At 39.2% G+C, this 13875-nt stretch carries 11 protein-coding genes; 2 read left to right on the top strand and 9 right to left on the bottom strand.

The window, feature by feature from the left end:
- Positions 1-11: 11 nt before the first annotated feature.
- The 6 genes from GILLI_RS14660 to GILLI_RS14635 form a co-directional block, all read right to left on the bottom strand.
- Positions 12-896 (bottom strand): cbb3-type cytochrome c oxidase N-terminal domain-containing protein, encoded by an 885-nt coding sequence (locus tag GILLI_RS14660; protein WP_006989900.1) that lies wholly within the window; start codon positions 894-896, stop codon positions 12-14.
- Positions 893-1078 carry a hypothetical protein gene (locus GILLI_RS14655; protein WP_006989899.1) on the bottom strand — a complete coding sequence of 62 codons (186 nt, stop codon included), beginning with the start codon at positions 1076-1078 and terminating at the stop codon, positions 893-895. Before GILLI_RS14655 ends, GILLI_RS14660 begins: the two co-directional genes overlap by 4 nt.
- A gap of 15 nt (positions 1079-1093) precedes the next feature.
- Complete coding sequence (gene ccoN / locus GILLI_RS14650; RefSeq protein ID WP_006989898.1) at positions 1094-3274, bottom strand: cytochrome-c oxidase, cbb3-type subunit I; 2181 nt, start codon at positions 3272-3274, stop codon at positions 1094-1096.
- Between the two features lie 2 nt (positions 3275-3276).
- The gene (ccoS, locus tag GILLI_RS14645) at positions 3277-3471 is read right to left on the bottom strand and encodes a cbb3-type cytochrome oxidase assembly protein CcoS (RefSeq protein ID WP_006989897.1); all 195 of its coding nucleotides are present in this window, start codon (positions 3469-3471) and stop codon (positions 3277-3279) included.
- Between the two features lie 77 nt (positions 3472-3548).
- Positions 3549-5927, bottom strand: a complete 2379-nt coding sequence (locus tag GILLI_RS14640) for a heavy metal translocating P-type ATPase (protein WP_006989896.1) — start codon at positions 5925-5927, stop codon at positions 3549-3551.
- Between the two features lie 127 nt (positions 5928-6054).
- Positions 6055-6498 (bottom strand): Lrp/AsnC family transcriptional regulator, encoded by a 444-nt coding sequence (locus tag GILLI_RS14635; RefSeq protein WP_006989895.1) that lies wholly within the window; start codon positions 6496-6498, stop codon positions 6055-6057.
- Positions 6499-6629: 131 nt separating this feature from the next.
- On the opposite strand from GILLI_RS14635, the gene GILLI_RS14630 reads away from it, so the two are divergent.
- Positions 6630-7037 (top strand): hypothetical protein, encoded by a 408-nt coding sequence (locus GILLI_RS14630; protein WP_006989894.1) that lies wholly within the window; start codon positions 6630-6632, stop codon positions 7035-7037.
- Here the strand turns inward: GILLI_RS14630 and GILLI_RS14625 are convergent.
- The 3 genes from GILLI_RS14625 to GILLI_RS14615 form a co-directional block, all read right to left on the bottom strand.
- Positions 7030-7662: a MarC family protein gene (locus GILLI_RS14625; protein ID WP_006989893.1), complete on the bottom strand. Its 633-nt coding sequence runs from the start codon at positions 7660-7662 to the stop codon at positions 7030-7032. The two genes, GILLI_RS14630 and GILLI_RS14625, sit on opposite strands and share 8 nt — an antisense overlap.
- 107 nt (positions 7663-7769) lie before the next feature.
- Entirely contained in the window at positions 7770-8726 is a 957-nt protein-coding gene (locus GILLI_RS14620) for a DUF6929 family protein (protein ID WP_006989892.1), read from the bottom strand.
- A gap of 367 nt (positions 8727-9093) precedes the next feature.
- Positions 9094-12555 carry a methylmalonyl-CoA mutase family protein gene (locus GILLI_RS14615; protein WP_006989891.1) on the bottom strand — a complete coding sequence of 1154 codons (3462 nt, stop codon included), beginning with the start codon at positions 12553-12555 and terminating at the stop codon, positions 9094-9096.
- Between the two features lie 603 nt (positions 12556-13158).
- Here GILLI_RS14615 and GILLI_RS14610 point away from each other — a divergent pair.
- A complete protein-coding gene (locus tag GILLI_RS14610) occupies positions 13159-13863 on the top strand; it encodes a DUF4197 domain-containing protein (RefSeq protein ID WP_006989889.1) in 705 nt (234 codons plus the stop codon).
- The last annotated feature ends 12 nt before the right edge of the window (positions 13864-13875 follow it).

The raw sequence follows: 13875 nt of genomic DNA, 5'->3' as shown, positions 1-13875 counted from the left end.
ATTTTTAGTATCTATTCCTGATCAATGACAAAAAATTCCCCTTCAGCTTCTTTTGGATCCGGGGGGTTTGAACCGTGCAAACTCAAAATATAACTCGCTACCTGAGCAATTTCAAATGGTTTAAGATCCTGCTTCCAGGAAATCATACCTTTTCCGGGTCTTCCTCCCTCAGAAATCACGGTATAAACCCCGGCGATATCACCATCGAAAACCCAGTGATCATCGGTTAAATTTGGTCCTATTCCTCCACCTCCATCGGCACGGTGACAAGCGACACAATTCACATTGTATATTTTGCTTCCGGCACTTAGATCGACTTCATCTGTTAAAAGTGCAACGGTGCTGGCATCGATTAGATCTGGTGCATTTTTCTTGTACTCTTCAATTTCAACCCTTGCCTGGGCTATTTCAGCCTGATATTCCTCTTCCTGAGTAGTACCGTCAAATATGTGATAATAGGCCATGTAACCAAAAGCATAGATGATAGTTGCATAAAACCCATATAACCACCAGGGCGGCAGCTTGTTATCCAACTCCCTAATCCCATCATAATCATGATCCATGATGATCTCGCCCTCCTCTTCTAAAGGCTTTCTTTTTGTTAAATTAGCTCTAAACTTTTTTAACCAGTTCTTAAGCTTTCCTTTTTTTAACAGTTCCTCCTGTAGGTACTTTTCCCGGGCATCCCCTTTAAGGGATTTAAAAAGAACATTTCCCAAAGCAGCGATCGCTATTTCAATAGCAAGGGCAGCGATAAACACCACTGCAAGGATACCAAGTAAAACCGGGTATTTTACCATTACTAATCCGTCTTCTGTAGGAAGTAAATATTCTATGAGCAGGAAAGCTATAACCACAAGGGCAGTTATTCTTAAAGCAGATATCAATAATTTCATAATTCAGAATCGTTTGAGTTATCTAATGGAATTTGACTTACAGTTTCTATGTAATTCTTTTTGGCAGTGAATACCCATAAGAATAACACCACGAAGAAGATGAAAAATATAAGAAGCGAGATGATAGGATAGATCTCTATTCCTTCAATACTCTCCATATGGCCTTTTACAAATTTTAGCATAACAGACTGTTTTTATTATTCGTTAGTAGTGATCTTAATATCAGTTCCAAGCCTCTGAATGTAAGCGATAAGGGCTATAACTTCGCGGTTTCTCATCTCAACAAAGTCAGTTCCGTTCTCCCTGGCATAGGCTTTATCGGCATCATAGGATTTGGCGAAATCCGGATCGCTGTACAGGTTTTCTTCTATTGCAATTCCCTGTTCCAGCATCCATGCCTGTGCTGTCTCGATATCCTCTGGAGAATAAGGAACGCCTAACTTAACCATTACTTCCATTTTGGATTCGGTATCTGATTTGTCCAATTCATCCTGGATAATCCATTTATAGTTAGGCATAATGGATCCGGATGAGGTACTTTGGGGATCATAAAAGTGGTTAAGGTGCCAGCTGTCGGAATATTTACCACCAATCCGCATTAAGTCGGGCCCGGTGCGTTTACTTCCCCATAAGAATGGATGATCATACACGTATTCACCGGCTTTTGAATATTCCCCATAACGTTCCACCTCACTCCTAAAAGGACGGATCATTTGTGAATGACAGGAAACACAACCTTCCCGTATATAAATATCACGACCTTCCAGTTCCAGAGGAGTATAAGGCATGACACTGGAGATGGTAGGGATATTGGATTTCACCATAATAGTTGGTACTATCTGGACAATTCCCCCAATTAAAATTGCAACGGTTGCAAGTAGGGTTAGCTGAACCGGTCTTCTTTCTAACCAGTTATGGTACGCTTCTCCCACAAGTCTTCTTTTTGGAACTTTTTCCAGCGGAGCAGATTCAGCAAGTTCATCGGTAACCGCACTTCCGGATCTTATAGTTTGAATAAGGTTGTACAACATCACAAATGCCCCAAGAATATAAAGGGAACCTCCTATTGCACGCATCCAATACATAGGGATAATTTCAGAAACCGTTTCAAGAAAGTTTCCATAGACCAGGGTTCCATCCGGGTTAAACTGTTTCCACATAGAAGCCTGAACAAATCCGGCAACATACATTGGCAACGCATATAGAATTATTCCCAAAGTTCCTATCCAGAAGTGGAAATTTGCCAGTCCGTTAGAGAATAATTTTGTTTTAAACAACCTTGGAAGCATCCAGTAAATCATCCCGAAAGCCAGGAATCCATTCCATGCAAGCGCACCTACGTGAACATGAGCAATAATCCAGTCGGTAAAGTGACCAATCGCATTCACGTTTTTAAGCGATAACATTGGGCCTTCAAAAGTTGCCATTCCATAGCCGGTTAAAGCTACCACCATAAATTTCAAGGTAGGATCTGTACGAACTTTATCCCAGGCGCCACGCAAGGTCAATAGCCCATTGATCATTCCACCCCAGGATGGAAATAATAACATTATCGAAAAAGCTACCCCAAGGTTTTGAGCCCAGTCTGGTAATGAGGAATATAATAAGTGATGTGGTCCGGCCCAGATGTAGATAAAAATGAGCGACCAAAAGTGAATAATAGATAATTTATAGGAATAAACCGGCCTGTTTGCCATCTTCGGAATGAAGTAGTACATCAAACCAAGAAACGGAGTGGTAAGAAAGAATGCAACCGCATTATGCCCATACCACCATTGTACCAAAGCATCCTGCACTCCGGCGTACACAGAATAGCTCTTTAGAAAACCAACCGGAAGCGCAAGGCTGTTAAAGATGTGAAGTACCGCGACGGTTACAAAAGTTGCCAGATAAAACCAGATCGCCACATACAGGTGCCGTTGTCTTCTTTTAAAAATAGTACCTATCATATTTACTCCAAATGCGATCCAAACCAACGCAATTGCAATATCGATTGGCCATTCAAGCTCTGCATATTCTTTAGAAGAAGTATATCCCAGCGGAAGGCTTATTGCTGCTGCCACAATAATTAACTGCCAGCCCCAGAAATTAATATTGCTTAAAGCATCTGAAAACATCCTGGCTTTCAACAGCCGTTGCAGGGAATAATAGATCCCGGCAAAAATGGCATTTCCTACAAAAGCAAAAATCACCGCGTTGGTGTGCAAAGGTCTCAACCTACCAAAACTTAACCAGGAAATCCCGTCGGTTAGATTTGGAAACAAAAATAAAAAGGCAATCAGTAAGCCTACCGACATTCCAACAATACCCCAGAAAATGGTGGCGTACGTAAACTTCTTTACGATCTTATTATCGTAATAAAACTGCTCAATTTCCATACTTATTCTTCTCTATTTTTAATGGTTGATTTTTTAACAGATGGGTCTTCTTTTACCACTTCATCCTCGAAAAGCATCCTTACAGATGGCGTATAGGTATCATCAAACTGTCCGCTCCTAACAGAAAGAATGAAAAGGATGAAGAATAAAACTGCAACAACAATACTTATAGTCAGCAGTATATAAATTACACTCATAATAGCTTGGTTTACCCGGCAAAAGTAGATTAGCAAGTAGTTTCAAAAAATGACGATCATCATATTTGAGACAATGGTTATTTTAATTTCCGTGATAAAATATTTGTCATTAAAGTGGTAAACACCACCACGCTTATCGAACTCAAAGGCATAAGAATTGCCGCAACTACAGGTGATAACTGTGCTGTAATTGCGAAATACAAGCCCACGATATTATACAAAAAAGAGATCCCAATACTCATTTTTATGATGTTCCGGGTTCCTTTTGCCGCCTGGATATAAGAATACAATTCCTTGAATTTTGAGGCATCCAGAATGGCATCACAGGCGGGAGAAAACACATTTACATTTTCCGAGATCGCAATACCAACATCACTTTGCCTTAAAGCTCCGGCATCATTCAATCCATCTCCCACCATCACAACTTGATGTCCCGATTGCTGCTGGCTTCGGATGTAATTTAGTTTCTCTTCAGGTTTTTGGCTGAAGAGAAATTTGGTTTTTGAAGGAAGTAACTCCTTCAGCACAGCAGCTTCCCCGTTATTATCTCCGGAAAGTATAACCAGTTCATATTCCGAAGCAAATTTTTTAAATAATGCCGAAAGTCCTGGCCGGTATTCATTCTGAAATACGTAGCTACCTTTATATTCTTCGTTCAGTTTAACATGTACAGCTGTTTGTAAACCATTATTCATTTCTCCGGCACTTACAAATGAGGCGCTACCTATTTTTATATGATCTGCTCCAAAATCCGCCTGCATTCCCTGACCGGTGATCTCTTCATATTCCTGCACTTTTACCAGTTCATGACCATTTAAATGCTTGTATAAAGACCGGCTCAAGGGATGTCCGGAGGACCGCAATGCAGATTTCAGCATAGATTCTTCGCGAATGCTTAAGGACGTTCCATTATAGGTTATTACATTTTTTGTATTGGTTGTGATGGTGCCCGTTTTATCGAATATCACGGTATCTATTTTTGCCAGTCGCTCTATTGCCGGAGCATTTTTTAGATAAAACTTAAGTTTGCCAAAGATCCTGAGCATATTCCCCAAAGCAAATGGAGCGCTCATCGCCAGGGCACAAGGACAGGCTATAATAAGGATTGCGGTAAAAACATTCATCGCCTGGCCTGGCTCAACCACAAGCCAATAAGAGGTTGAAACCAAGGCTATCATCAGGATGCTTACGGTGAAATATTTACTGATAGTATTGGTAAGGGAGCTAAAGGAATTCTCCTTGTCAGAATCAAAAACCTGGTTACTCCAAAGCTGGGTAAGGTAACTTTGGGAAACGGGTTTTAGGGTTTCAATTTCAATACTTCCGGAAACCTGTTTCCCACCGGCATAGATCTTACTTCCCACTTCTTTTTCCAACGGCTCAATTTCCCCGGTTACAAAACTGTAATCTATAAGTGCTTTCCCTTTCATTAAAATAGCATCAACAGGAATCAATTCATCGTTTCGTATTAAAACCCGATCGCCTTTTTCTATGGTGTTTACCTGGACATTTTCCTCGGAACCGTTCGATTTTATCCTGGTAACGGCAATGGGGAAGTAAGATTTATAATCCCGCTCAAAAGAAAGAAAACTGTAGGTTTTTTGCTGAAAGAATTTCCCCAGCAATAAGAAGAAGACTAATCCGGTTAAACTATCAAAAAAACCGCTTCCAAGATCAAAACTTATTTCGATGGTACTGCGAACAAATAACACAAGGATCCCCAAAGCCAGCGGAACATCAATATTAAGAACTTTTGCTCTTAATCCTTTGTATGCCGAAATAAAATATCCCGAAGCAGAATAGAAGAATACCGGAAGGGAAAAAGTAAACATCAGCCACCTAAAAGTGCTTTTATACTGTTCCAGCCAAAATTCCCCAACATCGAAATATTCAGGAAAAGAAAGAAACATCACATTCCCAAATGCAAAGCCTGCAATTCCCAGTTTATAAATTATCGAGCGGTCCCTGTGCTTCTTTTCAGTTTCATAATCATCCAGACTTATATAAGGTGCATAGCCTATCCTGCCAAGCAAAACCACCATTTCCTTTAAAGAGATCCCTTCAGAATTGAAGGTTACTCGCACGGTTTTCTTCGGGAAATCAACCTGTGAGGCTTTGATGTTTTTATTGAGTTTATTAAGGTTCTCTAAAATCCAGATACAGGAACTGCAATGGATATGAGGAATGTATAACGTGATTATTTGAGTACCCTCATCATTGAATTCCAAAAGCTTTTCAGCAATAGAAGTGTTTTCAAGGAAATCATATTTCCCCTCTGTTTCATTAGGACTGGCACCGGGTGCATTTTGCAGATCGTAGTATCCGGTAAGATCATTTTCAGAAAAAATTTCATAGACTACTTTACAGCCGTTACAACAAAAGTTTTTTTCATCAAAAACTATTGTTTCAGCTTCACAGGGATCTCCGCAATGAAAACAGCTTGAAATTTTGCTCATCAATTTTTTATTCTGGGCAAATGTGCGCAGACTGTAAATAAAAAAATATGACGATGATCAGATTGGAAGATAATACTATCAAATCTTAAAAACGTATGCCCTTTAAGAATTGCATCTTGCTAAAATTTTAACCCCTTCTTTTTATCGGGCCATGCTCCACTACGCTGGAGAGGATTATGTGGGTTTTGGTTTCCCCGTACGTGATTAGTTTATCGATAAATTCCTCTAAATGGGATTGATCATAAAGCACCACCTCCATGATTATATTTTCATTTCCTGTGATCCGGTAACAATTGATCACTTCTTTAAATTCTTTTACTTTTTCCAGAAAAGGTTTGAGCCTCCCCATAAAAGCTCTAAGCGTAATCACAGCTTTAAGTTGATGTCCGGTTTTGTGATAGGACACTTCAGCTTTATAGCCTTTAATAACACCACTGTCCTCCATCTTCTTCACCCTGTCAGCTACCGCTGGAGAAGTAAGTCCAACGTTACGACCTATCTCTGAAAATGATTGTCGGGCATTCTTCTGAAGGGATTCCAATATCAACCAGTTTAATCGATCTAAAGGCATATTTAAACTTTAAGAGGGTTATAATGTATAAATTTAAAGTAAATCTATGATTTGACCTTAAAAACGAAAGATAACTTTGTGCAAATGAATGTAATTTTACAATACCTGAAAAAAATAATTTATAAAAAACTATGCAACCTGTTGAATTTTCAACCCTTCCTGTTTATAAAAAAGCACTTGAAATTTTTAGAGTTTCCAGGGCGATCGCTTGCAGTATTAGCGATAACAGGAATATATTGGAAATGGAGACCTCAGAAGAGGTCAATCACAGGTTCGCAGGAGAGCTCGTAACCGATGCGTTGGCCCTTGTCCCGGAATTAGCAGTTGTGCAAAACACTTCCAGCCATTCCCTTCGACTTAAAAGAGCCAGAAAAATACAGAAAGCTGCCAGAGGAATCTTACTAAAATGCAGAAAACTGGAATTCAACGGAGTAAAAGAAAAAGAGTTTTTATCGTTGCTTAAATCCGAAATACAACAATTCAATAGAATTTTTGAAGAATGGATTTACAACCTTCCAATGGATAAAAAGGTTAATTAGAGATTAAATTCGGAGTTAAAAATGCAAGATTTACACCTTCAATAAACATATTGGTTCCAATAATAGCGATGATAAGTCCCATTATTTTTTCTATTACCACGATCTTGTTTTTCCCAATATAGCGCACCAAATAATCACTGGAAATAAATGCCAGGTGGTTTAAATACATAATAAGCGCGAACATAACCACTATTATAAGTAGCTCTATATAACCGGCATTTGTAGTGTAGTTCATTGCAGTAACTATAGTTCCGGGACCTGCCAGAATTGGAATAGCCAGTGGTGAAATCGAAATGCCTTCATTAAAGTTAATCTCTGTTTGATTATCAATACTGGATTCCTGGGCGCGAATCATTTCAAATCCTACAAAAAATATCAGGATTCCACCTGTAATTTTAAAAGCGGGAATAGTAATTCCAAAAAGATCAAAAACATACTTCCCAATTATTATAAAACCTGAAACAATTATAAAAGCGGTGAAAGTGGCTTTTCTGGAAATTTTTTTCTTGGTCTTTGCATCTGCAGCCTTTGTGAGGCTTAAGAATATAGGAATGTTCCCCGGCGGACTGTTAATCGCAAAGAAAGCGGTAAATACACCTATGGCAAATAACCATAAATTTTCCATTGAAACTGAATTTTTTACAAGCCGCGAAGTTAGAGTTTTAATTTTACAAGATGCAAAATAGATTTGAAATTTCTGAAAGCAATTTTTTATTCAACTGAAAAATAGAATTACCAGCTTAATGTTCCCCGGATAAGTTGAGATTCGGCTCCATCACTATCTGAAACCAGTAAAATTTCCAGCTGCTTTGGGGAAATGGATTTTACCACGGCAACAGATTCTATTTTTATTTTCCAGGCCTCACGGTTTTTTTTCAATAATGCATATTTAAGAGCGCCGGGGTCACTCAATTCTTCAAGGTTCACCATTCCTAAAAAACTTCCTAATACTTCTCCATCATCATAGGCATTTGGGGTGTTTTCTACAGTGGTAGTAAATAATAAAGTACGGGTTCCGGGAATTATGGTAGCTCCGGAAAATCCAGCTGTTATTTGGTTTATATGTGGTAATTGAATTTCTATTACTTCAATTTCGGGAAGTTTTTTTTCGTTGCTTAAATAGTGTAAAAAACCGCTATAATCCAACTTAAAAATTAAATTTTGCCCTCTGTTAAAAAGCATCAAGGAATCCGCATGCATAGCTACGGCTTCAATATTGAGCTCATAGCCTTTCGTCAATTTCAATTCTTTTAGAACCGAATAAAAACCAGTGAGATTATAGGTTTTAAGTTCGGGGGGTTCCTTTAGGTAAATTCTGGTAAACACATCTCTTTCAGGAGATTTAGATCCAGACCCAAAAATGATCAGCTCTTTTTTACCCTGATACTGGATAAGCTCCATCGCTTCAAAGTCCGGTTTTAAAGGCTTCGCTATTTCATTATTGTGATAATCCTTAAGGGAATGAATTTGAAATTTTGAAAGGAGTTTTCCCTGATGGTTCAATTCAAATAAATAAGGAGCATTATCGCCTATTACATAGATTTTATTTTCCTGAAATGCCACACCAGAAGCTCCGGGAATTTCTTTTAAAGTTTGCTCTTGGAAAGGTATAAATTTCATCGTGGATTTAGAACAAGCCATAAAACTATAAATAATTACGAGGTATATCCCTAATTTAGTAATGTTCATCTCAGTTTTTCCGGTATTTAAACCCACTTTTAGTGAACTTTATTTTGCTGTCAAGCGGCCTTAATTCATAAAAAATAGGAATCTGCAGACTTTTCAAAATAAATTTTCATTCTTCTCAGGGATCCCATTTTTAAGAGATCGCACTTTCAAAAGATCCTTCTTCAGGGAGTTCCTTTTTCAATGAGTTCCTCCGTCAGGGAGTTTCTTCTTCTGAAAGTTTCTTCTTCTGAAAGATTCTTCTTCTGAAAGTTTCTTCTTCAAAGCGATCCCACTTTTGAGAGTTCCTTCCTTTGAAAGATCCCGATTTCGCTTCGCTCATCGGGATAAGCGACCTCTAAGCCCTCGCTACGCGAGGGCAAGAGTCTGCTTACATGTTTCTTCTATACTGCCCGCCAACCTGAAACATCGCACTGGTGATCTGGCCAAGGGAGCAAACTTTAGTGGCTTCCATAAGAACCTCAAAAAGATTTTCGTTATTAATAGCCGCTTTTCTAATTTTTTCAAGAGCGGTTTCCGCACTATCTTCTTTAGCTTTATGAAGGTTTTTTAGGGTGGTGATTTGATATTGTTTTTCTTCTTCTGTAGCTCTTATTACCTCTCCCGGGGTTACAGTTGGGGAACCGGTGGAACTAAGGAAGGTATTTACCCCTATAATTGGGAATTCACCATTGTGCTTTAATGTTTCGTAATAAAGACTTTCTTCCTGAATTTTACTTCGTTGGTACATGGTTTCCATAGCCCCAAGCACTCCCCCTCTCTCCGTGATTCGGTCAAATTCCAGCAATACTGCTTCTTCAACAAGATCTGTCAATTCCTCAATGATAAATGCACCCTGGATTGGATTTTCGTTTTTGGTAAGACCTAATTCTTTGTTGATTATCAACTGGATCGCCATCGCTCTTCTCACTGAAGCTTCTGTAGGTGTTGTGATCGCTTCATCGTATGCGTTTGTATGCAGCGAGTTACAGTTGTCGTAAATAGCATAAAGCGCCTGCAAGGTAGTTCGAATGTCATTAAAATCTATTTCCTGAGCATGCAGGGAACGTCCTGAGGTCTGGATGTGATATTTCAACATTTGAGCCCTTGGATTTGCACCATATTTATATTTCAATGCTTTGGCCCATATCTTTCTGGCTACTCTTCCTATAACCGCGTATTCCGGATCTACTCCATTTGAGAAAAAGAAAGAAAGGTTAGGACCAAATTTATCGATGTCCATTCCACGACTAAGGTAATATTCCACATACGTGAATCCGTTAGCCAGGGTAAGCGCCAGTTGCGTTACAGGATTAGCACCTGCTTCAGCGATATGATATCCGGAAATAGATACCGAATAAAAGTTCCTGACTTGTTCTTCTATAAAATATTCCTGAACATCTCCCATCAACCGCAAGGCAAATTCTGTAGAAAAAATACAGGTGTTTTGCGCCTGATCTTCTTTTAATATATCTGCCTGTACTGTACCCCTAACGACATTTAGGGTTTTTTTCTTGATCGTTTCATAAACATCTGCCGGTAAAACCTGGTCTCCGGTAACACCCAACAGCATAAGCCCTAAACCATTATTCCCTTCAGGAAGTTTTCCCTGGTATTGCGGGCGGTCAACTTTTTTGTCTTTATATATTTTTTTGATCTTATCTTCAACATCTTTCTCCAGCCCGTTTTTCGTGATGTACTTTTCACATTGCTGATCGATGGCTGCATTCATAAAAAATCCAAGCAACATAGGCGCCGGGCCATTGATGGTCATACTCACCGAGGTCATAGCATCGGCAAGATCGAAACCGGAATATAGTTTTTTAGCATCATCCAAACAGCAAATAGAAACCCCGGCATTCCCAATCTTTCCGTAAATATCCGGACGGTAATCGGGATCATTTCCATATAAAGTAACAGAATCGAAAGCGGTGGAAAGTCGTTTAGCGGGAAGTCCCATACTCACGTAATGAAACCTTCGGTTGGTGCGTTCCGGCCCGCCTTCCCCGGCAAACATTCTTGTTGGGTCTTCTCCGGCTCTTTTAAATGGATATAATCCCGCGGTATAAGGAAACTCTCCGGGAACATTTTCCTGTAAACACCATCGTAAAATATCTCCCCAGGCTTCATATTTTGGTAAAGCTATTTTGGGGATCTGGGAATGTGATAAGGACTCTGTATGGGTTTCAACCTTAATTTCTTTATCCCGCACCTTAAAGGTATAAACAGGCTCTTTATATTTATTGACGGTATCTTTCCATCCGGTTATAACTTCCCAGTTGTATGGATCAAGATCCATCTTCACCCGGTCAAATTCAGCCATCAGCAATTTGGCGAACTGTTTCTGATCTTCAACCACATCATTCATAAAATCATCATCAATACCAAACTTCGACAGGCTCAGTTTAACGTTGGTAACAGATTCCATTGTTTTATAGATTCCGTAGAGCTTTTGAGCAACTTCTGCCTGAGAAACAGCTTTTTCATCATAACTCCTGTTATTTTCAGAAATTTCAGATAAATAACGAACCCGGCTGGGTGGAATTATATAGATCTTTTCACTGGTATCTTCATTGATAAGAAAAGTAGAATTTAAGGCAGAATCTGTTCGCTCATCGATTTTATTTATCAGTTTCCGGTAAAGTGTATTCATTCCGGGATCGTTAAACTGAGAGGCAATGGTTCCATAAACCGGAAGGCTTTCGGGATCCTCATGCCATAATCCATGGTTACGCTGATATTGTTTTTTTACATCCCGTAAGGCATCCAACGCCCCACGTTTGTCAAATTTATTGATAGCGACCACATCTGCAAAATCCAGCATATCGATCTTCTCCAATTGTGTAGCAGCACCAAATTCGGGCGTCATCACATATAATGAAGCATCAGAATGTTCTATAATCTCCGTATCAGACTGCCCAATCCCGGATGTTTCCAGGAGTATTAAGTCGTAGCCTGCAGCTTTTAAAACCTCAACGGCTTCAGCAACATACTTGGACAATGCAAGGTTAGACTGGCGGGTAGCCAGGGAACGCATGTATACACGTGAATCATTGATCGCGTTCATTCGAATCCGGTCTCCTAACAGGGCACCTCCGGTTTTTCTTTTTGAAGGATCTACGGAAATTATCCCGATGGTTTTTTCAGGAAAATCAACCAAAAATCTTCTTACCAGCTCATCTACCAATGAAGATTTCCCCGATCCTCCGGTACCTGTGATTCCAAGAACTGGAGTAGATGCCCCCTTTTTCTTTTCTCCTTCTCCCGAAGCAGATGAATCCAGGTCCATAGGTTTAAAAGCCTTTAAAAAATCTTCATGCCGGTTTTCGGCAAGGGAGATAAGTCGGGCTATGGTATTTACGTCCTTATTTAAAAGGCGTTTTTCAACCTCTTTTTCATTTTTTAAGGGCGGAGTTGGCGTATCGGCAATTTTTACTAGGTCATTGATCATTCCCTGCAAACCCATTTCCCTACCATCATCCGGAGCATAGATACGGGTAATTCCATAATCCATCAATTCTTTGATCTCCTCGGGGAGTATCACTCCGCCACCGCCCCCAAAAATTTTGATATGTCCTGCGCCTTTTTCCTGAAGCAGGTCATACATATATTTAAAATACTCATTATGTCCTCCCTGGTATGAAGTCATAGCTATTGCATTGGCATCTTCCTGGATCGCGCAATTCACCACTTCTTCCACACTTCGGTCATGGCCAAGATGGATCACTTCTACCCCGGTTGACTGTATAATGCGGCGCATTATATTTATTGCGGCATCGTGCCCGTCAAAAAGAGAGGCTGCGGTTACTATTCTTACTTTGTTTACAGGTTTATAAGGAGCTTGTACTTCCATTTTTATTCAAATTTTTAGAAGTTGCAATTTACGAATTATACAAGGAATTTTACATATATGAAGAGTTTTTAAGAATTATGCAAAAAAATTAATCTCCTAAAACTGAATGCTTATTTCAATAAATAATTCAGAAACCCGATTGCCATTTACCTTTTTTCCGGTAAAAGCTAATCTTGAATCAAAAGCAGGTCGCTTTTCTATAGTTATTCTTCTTTATTACTCTTTCAAATTTATGGAGTTAAAGCTCTTGGTTTGTAAATTATAATCAAAATTGATTGTTTTAATATAACTATAACAGGTATTGATATAAGAGGAAACGTTTTTTATTAATACTTTTGAAATAAATTATTTAGATGAAACATCCAATAACATTTTCACTACGCCGAACGCGTACTCACAGTAGGGATTCTTCCTCGCCCAAAAGCTCGTTCAGAGATGACAAAAAAACCCGGGTATGTCATTCTGAACGCAGTGAAGAATCCCGCACACTCATTGGGACGAATCATAAATGAAACATCCATTAGAAAATTTTCTCACGCAGGTGAATAATTATATGGATATTTAGGAGCTATAAAAATCCCTATAAAACAATAAAATAAACAGATGAAAAAAATACTACTTCTCTTACTTATTCCTGTATTGACCGGTTGTGCTGAACTGCAGGATATTGCCAATCAAATGCCGGGTGGCGGATACGGAATCACAAATGCTGAAATTGCTTCCGGTTTACAACAAGCATTGGATCAGGGGATTGATAAACAGGTAACAAAATTAACTCAGGAAGATGGTTTCTTCAGAAATGAATTGGTACGGATTACTTTACCGCCAGAATTACAAAAAGTGGACAAAACCCTTAGAGATGTTGGGCTTAATTCCCTTGCAGATGAAGGTCTAAAGGTTTTGAACCGCGCTGCTGAAGATGCTGTAAAAGAAGCTACGCCAATTTTTGTGAATGCAGTAAAGGAAATTACATTCACCGATGCGCGAAATATTTTATTGGGAAGTAATACAGCCGCCACTACCTATTTAAATCAAAAAACAGAGCAGCAACTATATTCAAAGTTCAATCCGGTTATCACCAACTCTCTGGATCGCGTGGGAGCTACACAAGTCTGGACCAATATAATAGACCGTTATAATGCATTGCCATTAACCTCAAAAGTGAATCCAGATTTACCCGACTATGTAACCCGGGAAGCTTTGAGCGGAGTTTATAAAATGATTGCCATCGAGGAGCAGGAAATAAGGGCAAATATTGCGTCCAGAACAACCCAGTTATTGCAAAGGGTTTTCGCCTTACAGGATTAAAATAAAGGTGAA

This window comes from Gillisia limnaea DSM 15749, assembly GCF_000243235.1.
GTDB classification, from domain to species: domain Bacteria; phylum Bacteroidota; class Bacteroidia; order Flavobacteriales; family Flavobacteriaceae; genus Gillisia; species Gillisia limnaea.
Note: the sequence above shows the minus strand (reverse complement) of the source record. Positions and strands in the feature narration are given on the sequence as shown.

Excerpts from the sequence above, each read along its gene's own strand:
- GILLI_RS14660 (WP_006989900.1), bottom strand. The coding sequence starts at position 896 with ATGAAATTATTGATATCTGCTTTAAGAATAACTGCCCTTGTGGTTATA.
- GILLI_RS14655 (WP_006989899.1), bottom strand. The coding sequence starts at position 1,078 with ATGCTAAAATTTGTAAAAGGCCATATGGAGAGTATTGAAGGAATAGAG.
- ccoN (WP_006989898.1), bottom strand. The coding sequence starts at position 3,274 with ATGGAAATTGAGCAGTTTTATTACGATAATAAGATCGTAAAGAAGTTT.
- ccoS (WP_006989897.1), bottom strand. The coding sequence starts at position 3,471 with ATGAGTGTAATTTATATACTGCTGACTATAAGTATTGTTGTTGCAGTT.
- GILLI_RS14640 (WP_006989896.1), bottom strand. The coding sequence starts at position 5,927 with ATGAGCAAAATTTCAAGCTGTTTTCATTGCGGAGATCCCTGTGAAGCT.
- GILLI_RS14635 (WP_006989895.1), bottom strand. The coding sequence starts at position 6,498 with ATGCCTTTAGATCGATTAAACTGGTTGATATTGGAATCCCTTCAGAAG.
- GILLI_RS14630 (WP_006989894.1), top strand. The coding sequence starts at position 6,630 with ATGCAACCTGTTGAATTTTCAACCCTTCCTGTTTATAAAAAAGCACTT.
- GILLI_RS14625 (WP_006989893.1), bottom strand. The coding sequence starts at position 7,662 with ATGGAAAATTTATGGTTATTTGCCATAGGTGTATTTACCGCTTTCTTT.
- GILLI_RS14620 (WP_006989892.1), bottom strand. The coding sequence starts at position 8,726 with ATGAACATTACTAAATTAGGGATATACCTCGTAATTATTTATAGTTTT.
- GILLI_RS14615 (WP_006989891.1), bottom strand. The coding sequence starts at position 12,555 with ATGGAAGTACAAGCTCCTTATAAACCTGTAAACAAAGTAAGAATAGTA.
- GILLI_RS14610 (WP_006989889.1), top strand. The coding sequence starts at position 13,159 with ATGAAAAAAATACTACTTCTCTTACTTATTCCTGTATTGACCGGTTGT.